This window comes from Porphyromonas loveana, from assembly GCF_003096695.1.
In the GTDB taxonomy this organism is placed as follows: domain Bacteria; phylum Bacteroidota; class Bacteroidia; order Bacteroidales; family Porphyromonadaceae; genus Porphyromonas; species Porphyromonas loveana.
Genome location: NZ_QEKY01000015.1, coordinates 1 through 18,740, shown reverse-complemented (window position 1 = coordinate 18,740; position 18,740 = coordinate 1). Strand labels below are relative to the sequence as shown.

Sequence of the window (18,740 nt, the reverse complement as noted above, 5' to 3'; positions counted from 1 at the left end):
GTAGCTTGAGGGCAGGGACGTTTTCAGTTTAGGGACATGCCCGCACCACCGTCGGGACGGGAAGAGACGGAGGCAGAGAAACGATCTTCCCGGCCGAAGCTTCAGCCCCTTTCGAGGCAATAATCGGGCCGTTCCGAAAGGAAGATCAGACCCTCTCCGGAGGAAGATACTGATGTTCGCAGAAAAACGACAGTATCTTTCATTGAAAACGACAGTATCTTTCGAACAAAACGACAGTATCTTTTGCGAGGAACGACAGTATCTTTTCCCCACCCCTTCAGCACCTTTCGTCGGAGACGCCGAGTGCGACCGAAATCGAGGACGGTATTTTACTTCGGAAAGGACAGGAGCCGGCGAAACAATTCGCACGACATTCCCATTTAACCGTGGGGGTTGATTCCCTCCGACAGACGGGTTAATCCCGTTTGACAGAGAGGTCTGTTCCCCCGAAAAGAACAGCAACAAATGGCGAAGTCGCCCCGACGTCGCCGCCCTATTAAGATGACACAAACGCTCTTCCTGCCCGAATGGGCACCACAAGAGGCAGTACAATTGACCTGGCCTCACGCTCAGTCCGACTGGGCCTATATGCTCGATGAAGTGGAAACCTGCTTCGTCCGGATCGCCACCGCCGTGCTCCGCCACGAGCGGCTTATCGTCGTTGCCCCCGACAGCGAACGGATCTTCCGCCTGCTGCCTACGGAGCTGCATCACCGACTCACGTGCTTCGACATCCCGTCCAACGACACATGGGCGCGCGACCACGGGGGCATCTCCCTGCTGAGAGATGGTCGTCCGACGGTGGCCGACTTCACGTTCAACGGCTGGGGACAGAAGTTTGCCGCCAATTACGACAATTGTATCACGCGCGAACTACACGGCCGTGGAGCTTTCGCCGCGGATGTTTCCCTCCGCAACGAGCTATCCTTCGTCCTCGAAGGCGGTGCGCTGGAGACCGACGGAGCGGGCACGCTCCTCACGACAGACAGCTGCATATTCGAGCGCAATCGGAATGCCGGCCTGAGCAGGACAGCCATTATCGACCGCCTGAAGGTGTCGCTCGGCGTCGATCGCGTGCTCTCTCTCCGGCACGGACACTTGGCGGGCGACGACACAGACGGGCACATCGACACGTTGGCTCGCTTTGTCAATCCCCATACCATTACTTATGTCCGCTGCGACGACGCGACCGATCCGCATCACCCCGCGCTTGCTGCCATGGAGGAGGAACTGAAATCGTTCCGCCAAGCCAACGGCGATCCCTACACGCTCGTACCGCTCCCCATGGCCGAAGCCGTGTACGAAGGAGACGAACGACTCCCCGCCACCTATGCCAACTTCCTCATCATCAACGGCGCGGTACTCGTCCCCACCTATGCGAGCGAACGTGATGCCGCGGCTCTCGACGTGATGCAGGGACTATTCCCCGACCGTGCGATCATCGGCATCGACTGCCGCCCCCTCATCAAACAACACGGCAGTCTGCACTGCGTCACAATGCAATATCCCCAAGGTTTCATCCGCTAATACATCACTCCTCATGAAAGTAGGTCTCATCCAACAAGCCAATGGCGGCGACATCGCCTCCAATATGCAAAGGCTCGCCACGAAGATCCGCCGGGTCGCCCTCGACGGAGCGGAGCTAATCGTCCTGCAGGAACTGCACAACGGCCTGTACTTCTGCCAGACGGAAGACGTCGATGTCTTCGATCAGGCCGAACCGATCCCCGGTCACAGCACCGATTTCTTCGGGGCGATCGCCCGCGAATGCGGCGTGGTCCTCGTGCTCTCCCTCTTCGAGCGTCGTGCCCCTGGCCTCTATCACAACACGGCTGTCGTCCTCGAAAAAGACGGCTCCATCGCAGGCAAATACCGCAAGATGCACATCCCCGACGACCCGGCTTATTACGAAAAGTTCTATTTCACCCCGGGCGATCTCGGCTTCGTCCCCATCCAAACCTCTGTCGGCTGCCTCGGCGTATTGGTATGTTGGGACCAGTGGTATCCCGAAGCTGCCCGGCTGATGGCCATGCGAGGGGCCGACATATTGATATACCCCACGGCCATCGGCACCGAAAGTACCGACATAGCGGCCGAACAACTCCGCCAGCGCGACGCGTGGCAACTCGTCCAACGAGGGCATGCCGTCGCCAACGGGCTCCCCGTCATCGCCGTCAACAGAGTGGGACACGAACCCGACCCATCCGGCCGGACGGGAGGAATCTCCTTCTGGGGCACGAGCTTCGCCACGGGGCCGCAGGGCGAACTACTCGTCTCCCTGAGCACAACAGAGGAAGCCGAAGCCGTCGTCGAAATAGACAAAGCCCGCACCGAACAGGTGCGTCGCTGGTGGCCGTTCTTCAGAGATCGCCGCATCGACGCCTTCGACGGGCTCACCGAACGTTTCCTTCTGGGATGAAAATACGGACGTCTCCTACAGATTATCAACAATTACGGGCAGTTATCAACAGTTGTGGCACAATGTTCCACGCATGTGTCACGTTAGTAAATCGGATTTAAGTAGTTTTGGCACACAGATATTCTTGAGATATGGGTAAAATTATCGCTTTAGCCAATCAGAAAGGTGGCGTGGGAAAGACCACAACGACCATCAACTTGGCCGCGTCCCTTGCCACGCTGGAAAAGAAAGTACTGGTCGTTGACGCCGATCCCCAGGCCAACGCATCTTCCGGTCTTGGCGTGGACATCGCCTCATTGCAGAACACCATCTACGAATGCCTCGTGTGCAATCTGCCCGTCGCCGAGGCCGTACAGTCCACGCCGGTGGACGGGTTGGACATCATCCCCTCGCACATCGATCTCGTCGGTGCCGAGATAGAGATGCTCAACTTACCCAACCGTGAGAAGGTAATGTACAACCTCCTGCGCAGCTTTGCCGACCGATACGACTACGTCCTCATCGACTGTTCGCCCTCGCTGGGGCTCATCACCGTCAATTCGCTCGTGGCCGCACATTCCGTCATCATCCCCGTACAGTGCGAATACTTCGCCCTCGAAGGCATCAGCAAGCTGCTCAATACGATCCGCATCATCAAGAGCAAACTCAATCCCTCTCTCGAGATAGAAGGTTTCCTCCTGACCATGTACGACAGTCGTCTGCGCCTGGCCAACCAGATATACGAGGAGGTCAAACGTCACTTCCGCGACCTGGTATTCGATACTGTCATCCAGCGCAATATCAAGCTCAGCGAAGCACCCAGCCACGGTATCCCCGCATTGCTATACGATGCCGACAGCCGCGGAGCAGTCAATCACATGCAATTGGCCGCGGAACTAATCAAAAAGCATAAGCAGAAAAGCGTCTAATCCTCATGAAGCAGAACAAGAAAACACTCGGTCGCGGTCTCGACACGCTACTCGATGCCGAAGTCATCGGCTCGTCATCCATCAGCGAAGTAGCCATAAACGAGATACACCCCAATCCCGAACAACCCCGCCAAACCTTCGAGGAGGAATCGCTCAAAGAATTGGCCGCTTCTCTCCGTTCGATCGGCTTGGTACAGCCCATCACCCTACTGAAGAAGTCCGCCAACGACTATATGATTATCTCCGGAGAACGCCGTTGGCGCGCAGCACAGATAGCCGGCATGACCTCCCTTCCCGCCTACATCAAGACGGAAGAGGACGAACATGTCATGGAGATGGCACTGATCGAGAACATCCAACGTGAGGATCTCAACGCCATAGAAATATCCCTTGCCTACCAGAAGCTCATCGAGGTGAACAACCTCACACAGGAAGAACTGAGCACACGCGTAGGTAAGAAGCGCACGACCATCAGCAACTACCTCCGCCTCCTCAAGCTCCCTGCCGAGATACAGATAGGTCTTACCCAGAAGAAGATCGACATGGGACATGCCCGCGCTCTGCTGAGTATCCCCGATCCCGAACATCAGTTGGCGCTATACGCCGAGATCATTCGCCAGGGACTCAGCGTCCGTGCTGTCGAGAGTTTGGCTGCCCGCTACCGCGACGAGGGAAGCTCCGCCGCCAAATCCAAGAAAAGCAGGCAGCCTCTTTCGGAAGAATTCCGCCTGCTGACGGGACAACTCTCCAGATTCTTCCAGACCACTGTCAAGCTCGACTGCAACGACAAAGGCAAAGGCAAACTCACCATCCCGTTCGAATCAGAAGAAGAGCTTGAGCGCATCATGGGATTACTCGAACGTATTCGCTAACCCCTCCAGCCATTGCGTATGATCGGAAGTCGTTGGAGAATCGCTCTTTTATTACTGTGCCTATGCCTGTCATCGGCCAAGGCACAGGAGGTGACGCCCGATAGTATCGGCAGTCACGCCATTCATGCTGCCGACTCCGTGACGGACAAGCTGCCCGATACGCTCCGCATAGAGACGCCTCCTCTGCCTGCCGCTACGCAACCTCTGCCCAAACTCCAAAGCCGAAAGGAGTGGAAACCCAGCTCCTCCCGCGCCCTACTCTACTCGGCTCTCCTGCCCGGGGCGGGACAGATCTACAACAAGAAGTACTGGAAGCTCCCCATCGTGTGGGGTGCATTCACCGGATGCGCCTATGCCATCCTCTGGAACAACAAGACCTACACCGAGTATCGCAACGCCTATGCCGACTTCATGGGCGGCGATCCCACTCATACGGCCTGGCACAACTTCCTCCCCTATGGTGCCGATCCTGCCGACTACGTCAATAGCGAGCAGCTGCGCTCCCGTCTCAAGCGCGGCATGGATTACTATCGTCGCAATCGGGACCTGAGTGTCATCATCACCATAGGCGTCTATTTCCTGACGATGCTCGACTCCTATGTCGATGCCGAGCTATTCGACTTCAACATCTCCCCCGACCTCTCTTTGCACGTTACCCCTACGTTGGGCACAGACGACAAGTCCGGCCTTTTCCGTTATGGGGTTAGCTGTGGTTTCACCTTCTGATCCACTTACTTCGGATGAAATACTATCTCACCATCATAATTGCCATCTTGCTGATGCTCCTCGGGAGCCGGCCGCTGCATGCTGCCGACAGTAATTTGGCTCCGGACTCCGCACAAGAACTGCGCAATGCAGCCCGCAATCTGCTCCCGTCCACCGCGTTGGACAATGACCTGGAGCGACTCCTTCGCACTTGGCACAAAGGATATTCCACCAAGACGAAGCGCGGAGCTGTCCCCTGCACCGATGCCGATGTAAGTCCGCACACCTCGGACACTGTCTATCTCAAAAGGCTCTCTGCCCTTCCGACGGCAATACCCATGCAGTTCAACCCCGCTGTCAAGCAGTGCATCAAGCTATATACCGAGGAGCGTCGCCGACTCGTACGCTATATGCTCTCACTGGCCGATCTCTACTTCCCCCTCATCGAAGAGACACTGGACCGACACAATCTCCCGATCGAACTCAAGTACCTGACCATTGTCGAGTCCGCCCTCAATCCTACGGCAGTATCTCCTGCCGGCGCGGCAGGCATCTGGCAGTTCATGCTCGCCACAGGTAAAATATACGGGCTCACGATCAACAGCCTCGTGGACGAACGTCTCGACATTCAGAAGAGTACCGAAGCTGCTTGCCGCTACTTCAAGGATATGTACAATATCTATCATGACTGGCTCCTCTGCATCGCAGCCTACAATTGTGGCCTCGGCAACGTGAACAAAGCCATCCGCCAATCCGGTGGCAAGACCGACTTTTGGCAGATATATCCCTACCTCCCACGCGAAACGCGCAACTACATTCCCCTCTTCATCGGGGCTTACTACGCCATGCACTACCACGTAGAGCATCGGATCTGTGCGAGCGAAGTGGGCGTACCTTTGGCCACTGACACCATCATGCTCACACAGCAAGTCAGCTTCGATCGCATCCGCCAGCTCACGAACGTCAGCCAAGATGAGCTCAACCTACTCAATCCGCAATACAGGAGAAAAGTCATACCCGGCAATACGCAGCCCTGCCAACTACGTCTCCCCATCGGAGCCATCAAGCAATTGGACAAGGTGCGCGACTCTCTCTATTCGCCTGATCTGGAAGTCACCGTGGCTGATTCGCCCGAACGCGGCGGGGGACGCTCAGAAGGCTCTGGCCGAACTACCATTTACCACACAGTCAAGCGAAATGAGACACTCTCCTCCATCGCCAGACGTTACGGCACCACCGTCACAGCGGTGAAGAAAGCCAACGGCATCAAATCCACCACACTCAAAGTGGGACAAAAGCTCAAAATCACCAAAGGTTCGTCCGGATCCAAGAAAAGCAAAGCCTCCTCCAAGCGGAAATCTCGTAAGAGGAGAAAATAGGCATCCTCCCAACATCAAGAGACAGCGCAGCAAGTATTCTTTGCAGCTCTGTCTCTTTTTTCGTTCCTTGCCAATTATGCCCGATAAATTTGTAACGCATCGCACCGAAAAACATGGCGTGTATTTATTTTGAAAATGACGCCATTTTCAAAAAATTTTGGCGCCAAGTCGAAAAATTTTTGGCGCGTATTTTCACGGATTTTGGCGCATGTTTTCGGCAAATTTTCACCCGAAAACCCTTCTCTACAAACCGCTATATCGCAGCTTCTCGACAGCACATCAGAGTCGTTTGGCACGAGCGTTGTCGGCAACACCTCTGTTTTGTCCCGCGGAATGGACTAACTTTGTCCGCCTGCAGAGCCTAATCTTCCTGCAGAATAAAGCAGAACTCAAGATCTCATGTCCTACCACCTGATCGTTGATCAAGGCAATACAACTTGTAAGGTCGCTCTCGTTCGTGATCACGCCATCGAGAACATTTCCCTGCTGTCGAGCACAGCCGGAGAAGCCTTGGAACAGCTCATCGGCGGACAGCAGTTCGACGGAGCCATATACGCCTCGGTAGGGCAACGCGATGCCGTGGCCGAAACTGTCGTGATGCGCTCCGCCACGAACGTTGTCTTCATGGGGCAGGACACACCCGTACCCATACGAGTGGCATATGATCGGCGTACGCTCGGTGCCGACCGTCTGGCAGCAGCCGTGGGGGCACACAGCCTATATCCGAACTGCGAACTACTGGTCATTGATGCCGGCACTGCCATCACCTACGAACACATAGCGGCCGACGGCACCTACCTCGGAGGCAACATAGCACCGGGCATACAGCTCCGCTTCAAGGCCCTACACCACTTTACCGGCAGGCTCCCCCTCGTCGAGCAGCCAAGCCTCTCGCAAGAAATACCCCTCTATGGCGGCACAACAGAAGAAGCCATCGTCGCCGGCGTAATACGAGGATTGGCCCATGAGATCGACGGATATATCAGTACCCTACACGCTAAAACGGAACAAGCACGCGTTATAATGACCGGAGGAAATGCCAACTATTTGGCACAGATATTACAAAGCCGAACACTAATTCATACCGATTTAGTACTTTTGGGCTTAAATAGAATTTTAGAGCATAATGTATAAAGGTCACAAAGGTTTGTGCGCACTACGTCATTGGGGCGCACTGCTCGCTGTGTTGCTGTTAGCAGCAGGCAGCATGCAGGCTCAGAACAACAACTTCACCGAGTCACCCTACACCCGCTTCGGGCTTGGGCGTCTGGGCGATCGTGCTACCATAGCCGGCCACTCCATGGGAGGGTTGGGCATCGGTTTGCGCCACGGATCTTACATCAATGCGGCCAATCCGGCCTCATACTCAGCCGTCGACTCGATGACCTTCATCTTCGACCTCGCCGCCTCTTCGGGCGTCACTTGGTACGCAGAAGGAGGAAAGAGCGACAACAGGACTATGGGCAATCTCGAATACATCACTTTGCTTTTCCCTCTGGGCAAGTCTTTGGGCATGAGTGCAGGGATACTCCCCTATTCGGCTGCGGGCTATCAGTTTGGTTCCGTTGCACAAGTCGATGGCGGCACTACGGAGTACACCCGTAAGTATTTGGGTTCGGGCAATCTGAACGAACTCTACCTCGGCATCGGAGTGAACCCGATCAAAAACCTGTCCATCGGAGCCAATGCATCCTTTCTCTTCGGACGTTTCACGCATAGCAGGCAGGTTATCTTCACGACGGAAGCCCCTTACAATCCTGTACATGTGAACATCCTACAGCTCAAAGCACCCAAGTTCGACTTCGGTCTGCAATATGACCTCTCACTGGGCAAGGAGCGTTCGCTCGTGTTCGGGGCCGTCTATAGCCCGAGCGTGAAGCTGCACAGCGACTACACACGACTCAAAAACCAAGTACAAGGAGCTGTAATCGTCGAAAGCGAAACACAAGAACACCTCAAAGGGACAGACTACTACTCACTACCGGACGTATTCGGGTTCGGTGTATCCTACACCCAAACCAATAAACTTCTGCTCGGAGCTGACCTCCAATATAGTAAGTGGTCAGATGCCAAGTTCTACAAATCGGAATGCGAATACCAAGATCGCTTCAGATTGGCTCTCGGTGGAGAGATTATTCCGGATGTGAACGGCGTGGGTATGTGGAAAAAAGTACGCTACCGCTTCGGACTACATGGAGAGAATTCGTACATGAAAGTACCTACGAAGGGCAATGCATTCAAAGGATACAACATCGTTGGAGCCATTGTAGGCATGGGTATTCCGCTCAATGACAGACGCTCGTTCCTCAATATCTCGCTCGAATACGACCGATTGATCCCCAAGAGTGGCATGGTAACGGAGAACGCCCTGAAGCTGACCCTCGGACTCACGTTCAACGAATCGTGGTTCAAGAAGCTGAAAGTGAACTAAACCAAGATAATGTTAAACACCTAAAACAATAAAGAAGAAATGAATACAAGAAATTTGTTTGTCACAGTAGCCTTGCTCTTCTCTGCGGGTTCTGTCTATGCTCAGACCGGAGCCCAAACAAATACGCCTTTCGGCAGTGGTGAAGACAGCATCCGTTGCCGCCAGAACATCAGCCTCTTCTCCACACATGCCCGTTCCGGCAATTTTCAAGAAGCCTATGACTTCTGGCTCAAAGCCTACGAGGAATGCCCCGCATCGACCAAGAACATATACATCTATGGAGTGCGGATAGCCGAGTGGCGCCTACAGAACGAACAAGATCCCGCCAAGCGTCAGGAAGCGCTCGACATGCTTTTGAAGCTATACGACGACCGCGCCAAGTATTTCGGAGACGATCCCAAGTACGGACTGGACTTCATCATGGCCAGCAAGGTATCGGACTATATGCGATACATGGGTGACCAGACGGACTACAACAAGATATACTCATGGATCAAACCTGCCATTGACCAATACGGACAGAACGCCACTCCCCGTGCGCTCTTCTATCTGGGTTACTCTTCTCTGAACAAAGCAATCAAGGACGAAGCATGGCACGACAACTATGTGAAGGACTACACCTATGTAACCGAAGCATTGGACAAGCAACTTGCCACGGCCGATGATGCTGCCAAAGAAGAAATCCAGCCACTCAAGACACAGACTGACGAACTCTTCGCACTCAGTGGTCTGGCTGACTGCGAGACTCTGGTGCGTATGTATGGCGACAAGTTGGAAGCTAACAAGACGGATACGACCTTCTTGAAGAATATGCTCGGCATGTTCCACGCCTCTGACTGTGAGAATCATTCACTTTACTTCCAAGCCAGTAAGTACCTCTTTGCCGTACAACCTTCTGCAACGGCAGCCATGGGTCTGGCCAAGGAAGCGATGGAGAGCAACCGCTACGACGAAGCCAGCAAGTACCTCCAACAGGCTATCAGTCTGAGCAAGAGTGCTCGCGACCGTGCCGCCTGCAACTACACGCTCGGTCTGCTCGAGATGAGACAGGGTCGCTACGCATCGGCTCGCACATATTGCAACAAGGCTTTGGCCGAAGATGCCTCTATGGGCGACGCACTCATCCTCATCGCTCAGATGTATGCAGCTACAGCCAACTCAATCTTCCCGGGCGATGCCATCAAGGCTCGTTGCGTATACTATCTGGCAGTGGACAAACTACAGCGTGCCAAGACGATCGACCCCTCTTGTGCTCCCAGAGCCAACCGTCTGATCGGACAATACAGCCGCAACTTCCCCTCTCCTGCCGACGTGTTCATGCATCCGGATTTGGAGAAAGGCAAGAGCCTCTATATCGGTGGTTGGATCGGCGAATCAACAGTCATTCGCTAATCCCTCCCGAGCACGCAAATTCGTTTGCGCATGAGCTCCGATCGACGATCAAGAACAATCAAGAACACAACACTGCTTCTTTCCGGAGCAGTTGTTGTGTTCTTTTATATCCTCTCTACGGCAAGCTGCCGCCGAAGCAAGACAGAGGTAGGCAAGCATGACCTCAATCTCGACTCGGCCTACACCATGCACACGACGGACGTCAATACACTCATCTCTGATTCCGGACTCGTACAGTTCCGGATGAAAGCCAAAGACTGGTATATATACGACAAGGGAGCCACTCCCCATTGGTTTTTCCCCAACGGCATCTATGTTGAGCGATTCGACACGCTCAACCACATTTTGGCCACCATCACTGCCGACACAGCATACTATATGACCAACGAGGATCTCTTCATTCTCATCGGGCACGCACATATCCGCAACATGAATAACGAGAACTTTCATTCGCCCCGTTTTATTTGGGACAAACGGAATGCGATCGTTTACTCCGACGACACGGTATACATCCAAAGTCCGGACAAGATATTACGCGGAACCTCTTTCAGCGCTACACAGGACATGAGCCGATACTCCATATTCAATCACTCGGGCGACTACTTTGTGGCGGACGAAGACGGTCAGACTCACGACAGCATACCTGTAGCCACTACTACAGCCACCACTCTGCGCCAATGACCTCTACACTATCCTCAGACTGACGATGGAATATCTCTACATACTAATTGTACTATTACTATCCGGATTCTTCTCCGGCGGAGAGATTGCTTTTCTCTCTGCCGACAAATTACGTCTGGAGCTGGATCGCAACAAAGGGGGCTTACGTGGCAGAGCTTTGGGGGTATTATACCGCCATCCTGACCAATTGGTCACGACGCTACTCGTCGGCAACAACATTGTCTTGGTAGTCTATGGCCTACTCATGGCGGGACTCTTGGAAGCACCTTTGATGCATTGGTTCGACAACGATGCCATGATCGTCACCGCACAGTCCGTTATCTCGACGATTATCATTCTCTTGACGGGCGAATTTCTGCCAAAAACCATATTCAAGACCAATGCGAACATGATGATGCGCATATTCGCCATTCCCATCGCAGCGGTCTATTATCTTCTCTACCCGCTGTCCACACTCTTCACGGGCCTGTCCCGTTTCTTCATCCGTCTGGTGGACAAGGGCTACGTCCCCTCGACAATGGTATTGGGGCGCGTGGACTTAGATCATTATTTGGCAGAGAATATGCCATTGGAGAAGGAACAGAACGACCTGACCACCGAAGTAAAAATTATCCAAAATGCATTGGACTTCTCAAGCATTCAAGTACGTGACTGTATGATTCCGCGCAACGAGATGATTGCCTGCGAGACCACCACCGACATTGATGTCCTCAAAAAAACATTTATTGATACAGGATTATCCAAGATTGTTATTTACAGACAGAGTATTGATGATGTGGTAGGCTACATCCATTCAAGCGAAATGTTTCGGGGCAAAGACTGGCAAAAGCGCATCAACCCGACTGTCTTCGTCCCCGAAAGCATGTATGCCAATAAGCTTATGCGACTGCTCATGCAACGCAAAAAGAGCATTGCCATTGTTATTGACGAGCTGGGCGGAACAGCCGGCATGGTTACTTTAGAGGATTTGGTGGAAGAGATATTCGGGGACATCGAGGACGAACACGATACCCGTAAAACCACCGCCAAGCAGATCGACGAGCACACTTATCTGCTCAGTGGCCGCATGGAAATTGACGATGTAAACGAACGGTTCGGTCTCTCCCTGCCTGAATCTGACGACTATCTCACCGTAGCAGGGTTCATCCTCAATACACATCAGAGCATCCCTCACACAAAAGAAGTGGTAGAGATAGGAGAATATACTTTTACCATACTCAGATCCTCCTCCACCAAGATCGAATTAGTGAAAATGATCATCAACGATCCACCAAATTAGAAAACTATTAATTGAAAGACTTGGCATTTTGATGCTGCTTTGTATCTTTGTGCCTTGATAAAGACTCTCATAACAGTGCATATTAAATTGAAAACATAATAACAAGATGGCGACATTAGAGAAAATCAGAGGCAAAGCCGGTTTGCTCATCGTAGTGGTGGGTCTGGCTCTTTTTGCCTTTATTATCGGCGACTTCCTCCGTTCAGGATCGACCTTCTTCCGCCAAAGCCAGGAAGTAGTTCTGGACATTGACGGGGAGAAGATCAAGATCTATGACTATCAACAGCGACTCCACGAAATGGAGACCCTCGCTGAGCGCAACGGTACTCAGATGACCGATGAACAACGAGCAGCAATCAACAACCAACTGGCACAGCAGTATATCCAAGACTATGTGCTCGAACAAGAAGCCGGCAAGTTGGGACTTGCAGTGAGTGCAGACGAGCTTTTGGCTCTGATCATCGGCGACGGCGTTCAACCTTCGATGATCGCTCAGCAATTTCTTTCTCAATACGGCATCAACAGCACGGACAAGGTTGCCGTAAACGACTTCCTCAATCAGATCAGCGACAAGCAAATCAAAACGCTGCCGGCCGATCAGCAAAGTTATGTATATGCCATCCAAAACGAATGGCGGAACGTGGAAAAGCAAATCAAGGACACTCGTTTGCAAGAAAAGCTCGCTGCATTGCTGACAAGGTCATACGCCATCAACGACATTGACGCCAAGTATGAATCCGGAGTACCTAATCGCGAAATTGCACTTGTACAGGCTCCCATATCTGTAATTGGCGACGCCAATATCAAGGCGACGGACGAAGAGGTGAAAAAATACTACGACGAACACAAAGAGTTCTTCGTACAGAAATATCCCTCTACGATCGTTCAATACATCAGGGCACAGGTAGTACCCAGTGCACAGGACCTGGCTTCCGCTGAAACTGAGATGCAAAAGACTCGCACAGAGATGCTGCAACAGAACGATATGGAAGCACTTGCACGTAACTACTCTGAGAAGTTCGTTGCACCTTCGTTCTTGACGCCTACCGAACTCGACCGCATGAATCTCGGTGCCAGCATCACAGAATTCATCAAAACAGCTGCCATCGGCGAAGTGAACACTCCCATATTGGAGAACAATCACTACTCTTTGGTTAAGCTTATGGCCAAGAAGTCAGCTCCTGAATCCATGAACATTGCGATTATCGCTCTGGACTCTACCAATCTGGCAAAGGCTGACAGTATTTGCGACGCATTGAATGCAGGCGGTGACTTCGCAGCAGCTGCCCGCAAGTACAGTGCAGATCCCTCCTCTCGCGAGACTGGCGGTGTACTTGTATTCCCCAATCAGTTCACTCAGATGCCCGACAGCGCAGTAACGGAAGCCATGGCCCAGCAGATGCGTCTGGACACTCTGTTTAAAGTTCCGGCTAATAAGGTTATCAAGGTGAATCAGAATCAAGTTGTTTTCCTCGCCAAGGCGTTCAATGCTAAGGGTATGGTTGACAAATACCGAATCGCTTACATTGGGGTTGATGCCAGTTTCTCAGACGAAACATACAACAAGAAATATGCAGAATTGACCGAACTCCTCAATTCCGGTAGCACATTTGCCAAAATGGCTGAGCAGGCTCGTAAAAAGGGTCTGATCGTAGAAGAAAATGCTGAGGTGTCAGTTTTCTCCGATCGTCTTAGCGACATTACTTCTTCTCGCGAGATCGTCAGCTGGGCACTCAAAGCCAAGAAAGACGAAGTACACGACAAGATCTTCCGTTGTGGCACAAACAATCTGGTGATTGCCGCTGTCAAGGATCAGGTGCCGTCCGGATACCGTCCGATGGCTATGCTGAAAGATCAGATCACCGAACAAGTGCGTATCAAGAAACAAGGAGAAAAGTTAGTTGCTGACCTCAAAGCCAAGAAACTGAATGACCTCGATGCCTATGCCACCGCCATGAGCTCAAAAGTTGACACGCTCGTAGGCGTTAGCTTTATGCCTACCGGTTCACAAGCTGCTGAGCTGGCCGGTTATTCTATGGTGACTCCCATCTCGCAACTGTCAGAACCATTTGCTGCTCGCAACTACGTCATGGTAGTGAAGCCGTTGAGCGAAACGGATAAGGCAGCCGGTCAGAGTTTGGAAGCACAGCGCGCACAAAAACGTCGTGCTCTCGGTCAGCAAACAGCTTATCGCGCATTCCGCAAGATGCTTGATCTCGTGCCGGTAACGGATAACCGCGCTCGTTTCTACTAAATCATCTCAGAGGGGAACACCCCTACTGACGGACGAAATACTGAGAAGCCCCGCTCCTTTTTGGAGCGGGGCTTCTTTATTATAAAAAGGAGTTACGCAGGAGAATTATTTACCTTTGGGAAGAAATCATTATTGAACGACATGGAACTCTGGTCATCTATCCCCAAAGAAGTTATCAATTTCGTCCTCGTACTGCTTTTCTCCTTTAGCTTGGGCATGGAGCAGCACAAGCAAAGCATCGCGAATACGGACAAGAAAGTATTCGGAACCGATCGCACGTTCACCTTCTTCGGCCTATTGGGCTATGTACTCTTGCTTCCTTCGAAGGATCAGCTATGGCCGTTTCTGATCGGCTTTGTCGTCATTGCCTGTTTCATGATGATCTTCTACCTGATGCGAATACGCGAGGATGGCCAATACGGACTCACCACCGTCATGCTCGGCTTGCTCGTCTATACCTTCCCGCTACTCATCGATCGCTCACCGCTGTGGATATCTCTCTTGATATTCGTCGTAGTCCTGATCTTGGCAGAGATCAAGAAGCCGCTACAAAATCTGAGTGCACAGGTGAGCGAGACGGAGTTTATCACTTTGGCGAAGTTCATCACCATCGCTTTCATCGTGCTGCCGTCTCTGCCGAATGAAGATCTTTCTCCGATGATACCCGTATCGCCCTACCGGATCTGGCTCGCTGTCGTGGTGGTCTCCGCCGTGTCATACTTCAGCTACCTCCTCCGCCGCTATATGTTCCCCAAGGCAAGTCTCATCCTCTCTGGCATATTGGGTGGTCTGTACAGCAGTATGGTCACAACCATCATCCTCGCCAAGCAAAGCAAAGAGAAGAAGTACAGCCCGCAGATGTATGCCGGAGCCATCATCATCGCCTCGGCCATGATGTACTTCCGCGTCTATGTTTTGCTCTTCATCTTCAATCGCGACTTGGCTCTCGCTTCGTGGCTCTATTTCCTGCTACTCTTCCTTGTGTCCATGACGACGGGCTACTTCCTCTATAAGCGGGGAGAGAAAGTCCATGGCGATAAGACGGCAGCCTTCTCTAACAGCAACCCGTTGGAATTCAAAGTAGCCGTGGTCTTCGCAGGACTCTATCTGCTCTTTTCGGCCGTAACGCAGTTCATGGTCACGCAGTTCGGAGCCGCAGGACTCACAGCCCTCTCCTTTATCGTGGGCTTCACGGACATTACGCCATTCCTGCTCAACCTCTTTCAAGGGCACTACAGCATCACATCGACCATGGTGCTCATCGCCACCATGCAAGTGATGGTCAGCAACAACATCCTCAAGTGTGCCTATGCCAGACTTTGGAGCACAGTCGAAACAACCAAATGGACCTGGCGAGGCTTTGGTATTGTGATTGCGCTCAACGTGGCAGTCATCCTGTTGCTCTATCTTCTCTGATTGCATTTGAGCCGCATAAGGACGGAAAGCTACACCATAGAGGGCGTGTCAAAAAGAAAACTTTGGCTCGTCCTCTTCTCTTTTACAATGGGATAGACCTACAATTCCCCTCTTGTAAAAAAGTATGCTGATGTGTTACAATCTCCAATCTGCACAGAACATCGAAAAAACTCACGCCAAAAAGAAAATATTTTGGCACCATTTCCAACGAGATTTGGCGCCAAATCGAAAAAATTTTGGCGCAACTTTTTCTCTGTTTTCGGCGCCATATTCCGGCCGTTATTAGCTCATAATTTCGCAAAGCACGCCTCACTGCTTCCGACACCAAGCAGTACGTTAAAAAAGATGATGCTGTATTGGTTTTTTCTATGTAGTCAGCTACATTCTTTGTTCTCGACAGCTTTCAATACACTTTCAAACTTGGAGTCACCAGAGAATGAAATACTCTTCGCCTAACTGCGAGAGCACTTATCGCTGAGAAGAAGACCTCAGATAGGGATTCTCCTGTAGTTTTCCGTCCTCATCGCACGAGAAACAGCCCGTTTTACTACCTTTGTCCCCATTATTTAGACAAAAGAAAATGCAGGACATCAGGAACATTGCCATCATTGCCCACGTAGACCACGGCAAGACGACACTCGTGGACAAGATGCTATTAGCCGGTAAACTTTTCAGAGACGACAAGGCGGCCGAAGTAGATACCTACCTTGACAATAACGATCTGGAACGTGAGCGCGGGATCACCATCCTGTCCAAGAACGTGAGCATACGCTACAAGGGATGCAAAATCAACATCATCGACACCCCGGGACACGCCGACTTCGGCGGGGAAGTAGAGCGTGTGCTCAACATGGCCGACGGCTGTCTCTTGCTTGTCGATGCCTTCGAAGGCCCGATGCCTCAGACCCGATTTGTACTGCAGAAGGCGATCGAGATGGGACTCAAGCCCATCGTCGTCATTAACAAGGTAGACAAGCTCAACTGCCGCCCCAGCGAGGTACAGGACATGGTATTTGACCTCATGTACAGCCTCGACGCTTCGGAAGATCAGCTCGACTTCCCCACCATATACGGCTCTGCCAAGCAAGGATGGATGAGCACGGACTACAACCACCCCACAGAGGACATTACCCCGTTGCTCGATGCCATCGTCCAATACATCCCCGCTCCTGAACAGCTCAATGGCGCCACACAGATGCTCATCACCTCGCTCGACTTCACCTCCTACGTCGGTCGCATCGCCGTGGGGCGCGTACATCGAGGCACACTACGCGAGGGGCAGGACATCATGCTGTGCAAGCGTGATGGCACGATGCAGAAGCAACGCATCAAAGAGCTGAATACATTCGAAGGACTGGGGCGTGCCAAGACTGACCAGGTGGACGCAGGAGACATCTGCGCCATCATCGGATTGGAAGAGTTTGAGATCGGAGAGACGATTGCCGATGCCAACAATCCCGAAGCCCTACAGGCCATCGCCGTCGACGAACCCACGATGAGCATGCTCTTCACCATCAACAATTCGCCCTTCTACGGCAAAGAAGGCAAGTTCGTCACCAGCCGTCACATCCACGACCGTCTGATGCGAGAGCTGGACAAGAACCTGGCACTGCGCGTGGAGACGACGGACAACGCCGACAGTTGGATCGTCTATGGCCGCGGCGTCCTGCACCTCTCCGTCCTCATCGAAACCATGCGTCGCGAAGGATACGAGCTACAGGTAGGCCAGCCACAGGTCATCATCAAGGAGATAGACGGCCAGAAGTGCGAACCCATCGAGCTCCTCACCATCAATCTGCCGGAGGAATGCTCCAGCCGCATCATCGACATCGTTACCCGACGCAAGGGAGAGATGGTGATGATGGACAACAAGAACGAGCGCGTTTTCCTCGAATTCCACATCCCCTCACGAGGCATCATCGGGCTGAACAACGCCGTGCTCACGGCATCTGCCGGAGAAGCCGTCATAGCCCATCGCTTCCTCGACTTCCAACCGTGGAAGGGAGAGATCGAACGCCGCAATAACGGTTCCATCATCGCCCTCGAAAGCGGGACGGCCTATGCCTATGCCCTCAACAACCTGCAGAGCCGCGGCCGTTTCTTCATCTCTCCGCAAGAAGAGGTTTATGCCGGCCAGGTGGTAGGAGAGCACACCAAAGAAGGCGACCTCTGCGTCAATGTGTGCAAGAGCAAGAAGCTCACCAATATGCGAGCCTCCGGCAGCGACGACAAAGTATCACTGGCTCCGCCCGTAGTCTTCAGCCTCGAAGATGCGCTGGAATACATCAAATACGATGAATATGTGGAGATAACGCCCAAGAACATGCGCATGCGTAAAATCATCCTCGACGAAACAGAACGCAAACGTCAAGGACGATAACAAAGCAAAAGATTTGCATGTTTCAAATTATCGCCGTACTTTGGCGACCGAAAAACGATAAAGGCAAACAAATTGTTTCACCTATAAAAAAATAAACCAAGATGAAATTCTTTTCTCGATTAGCACTCGTTGTCGCCGGAGTATCCCTCTTGGGACTTAGTGCACTTGCACAAACGGCAGATAACAATCGTGCCGATTCATACCCCCGCAACACCGTTGTGGAAGTATTTACAGGAGAATGGTGTGGCTGGTGCCCTCTCGGAAAGTTCTTTGTTGAAAGAGCCATCAAGCAACTCCCCGAAGCAGACCAGGCCCGTGTAATCGTCAGCTATATCCACCATAACGACTTCATCACCCAACAATTCCCCGAGGCAAAAAAGCTGACCGCCGCTCTCACAAACATTTTCGGCATAACAGGCTACCCCGGAGGTCTGATTGACCGTACCAAAACGACTACGTACGGGTCATTAGCTTTCGGACCGACCTCCGGAGATGCCAAGATTCTGAAGGCTCTCAAAGAACGTTTGGAAAAAGCGGCTGAAGGGACTGTGGACTTTACTTTGGCCGAAAACGGAGGTGAGTTCACAATGGAAATTAACGGCGAGGTAGCTTCTTCTATTCTGG

Annotated in this window: 14 protein-coding genes and 1 pseudogene; all 15 read left to right on the top strand. The window is 52.4% G+C overall.

Features of this window, described 5'->3' with window-relative positions; genetic code table 11:
• Nucleotides 1-501: 501 nt before the first annotated feature.
• Complete coding sequence (locus C7382_RS08260; protein WP_116679845.1) at nucleotides 502-1,527, top strand: agmatine deiminase family protein; 1,026 nt, start codon at nucleotides 502-504, stop codon at nucleotides 1,525-1,527.
• 13 nt (nucleotides 1,528-1,540) lie between these two features.
• Nucleotides 1,541-2,419, top strand: coding sequence for a carbon-nitrogen hydrolase (locus C7382_RS08255; RefSeq protein ID WP_116679814.1), 879 nt, complete (start codon nucleotides 1,541-1,543; stop codon nucleotides 2,417-2,419).
• A gap of 131 nt (nucleotides 2,420-2,550) precedes the next feature.
• Nucleotides 2,551-3,327 (top strand): ParA family protein, encoded by a 777-nt coding sequence (locus C7382_RS08250; protein ID WP_116679813.1) that lies wholly within the window; start codon nucleotides 2,551-2,553, stop codon nucleotides 3,325-3,327.
• A 5-nt stretch (nucleotides 3,328-3,332) separates the two neighbouring features.
• Nucleotides 3,333-4,199, top strand: a complete 867-nt coding sequence (locus C7382_RS08245) for a ParB/RepB/Spo0J family partition protein (protein ID WP_116679812.1) — start codon at nucleotides 3,333-3,335, stop codon at nucleotides 4,197-4,199.
• An 18-nt stretch (nucleotides 4,200-4,217) separates the two neighbouring features.
• Entirely contained in the window at nucleotides 4,218-4,925 is a 708-nt protein-coding gene (locus tag C7382_RS08240) for a DUF5683 domain-containing protein (RefSeq protein WP_116679811.1), read from the top strand.
• Between the two features lie 14 nt (nucleotides 4,926-4,939).
• Nucleotides 4,940-6,283, top strand: coding sequence for a lytic transglycosylase domain-containing protein (locus C7382_RS08235; protein ID WP_116679810.1), 1,344 nt, complete (start codon nucleotides 4,940-4,942; stop codon nucleotides 6,281-6,283).
• 399 nt (nucleotides 6,284-6,682) lie between these two features.
• On the top strand, nucleotides 6,683-7,417 hold the full coding sequence (locus tag C7382_RS08230) for a type III pantothenate kinase (RefSeq protein ID WP_116679809.1): 735 nt from the start codon (nucleotides 6,683-6,685) through the stop codon (nucleotides 7,415-7,417).
• Entirely contained in the window at nucleotides 7,410-8,714 is a 1,305-nt protein-coding gene (locus C7382_RS08225) for a hypothetical protein (protein ID WP_116679808.1), read from the top strand. Before C7382_RS08230 ends, C7382_RS08225 begins: the two co-directional genes overlap by 8 nt.
• 39 nt (nucleotides 8,715-8,753) lie before the next feature.
• Entirely contained in the window at nucleotides 8,754-10,106 is a 1,353-nt protein-coding gene (locus C7382_RS08220; RefSeq protein ID WP_116679807.1) for a tetratricopeptide repeat protein, read from the top strand.
• A 30-nt stretch (nucleotides 10,107-10,136) separates the two neighbouring features.
• Nucleotides 10,137-10,787 (top strand): LPS export ABC transporter periplasmic protein LptC, encoded by a 651-nt coding sequence (gene lptC, locus C7382_RS08215; protein ID WP_116679806.1) that lies wholly within the window; start codon nucleotides 10,137-10,139, stop codon nucleotides 10,785-10,787.
• Between the two features lie 25 nt (nucleotides 10,788-10,812).
• Nucleotides 10,813-12,066 carry a hemolysin family protein gene (locus tag C7382_RS08210; RefSeq protein ID WP_116679805.1) on the top strand — a complete coding sequence of 418 codons (1,254 nt, stop codon included), beginning with the start codon at nucleotides 10,813-10,815 and terminating at the stop codon, nucleotides 12,064-12,066.
• 106 nt (nucleotides 12,067-12,172) lie between these two features.
• Nucleotides 12,173-14,320, top strand: coding sequence for a peptidylprolyl isomerase (locus tag C7382_RS08205; protein ID WP_116679804.1), 2,148 nt, complete (start codon nucleotides 12,173-12,175; stop codon nucleotides 14,318-14,320).
• A gap of 141 nt (nucleotides 14,321-14,461) precedes the next feature.
• Nucleotides 14,462-15,736 carry an MgtC/SapB family protein gene (locus tag C7382_RS08200; protein WP_116679803.1) on the top strand — a complete coding sequence of 425 codons (1,275 nt, stop codon included), beginning with the start codon at nucleotides 14,462-14,464 and terminating at the stop codon, nucleotides 15,734-15,736.
• 580 nt (nucleotides 15,737-16,316) lie between these two features.
• Nucleotides 16,317-18,116, top strand: a complete 1,800-nt coding sequence (gene typA / locus C7382_RS08195) for a translational GTPase TypA (protein WP_116679802.1) — start codon at nucleotides 16,317-16,319, stop codon at nucleotides 18,114-18,116.
• 101 nt (nucleotides 18,117-18,217) lie between these two features.
• Nucleotides 18,218-18,740, top strand: a pseudogene (locus C7382_RS08190) (hypothetical protein); the annotation flags it as partial.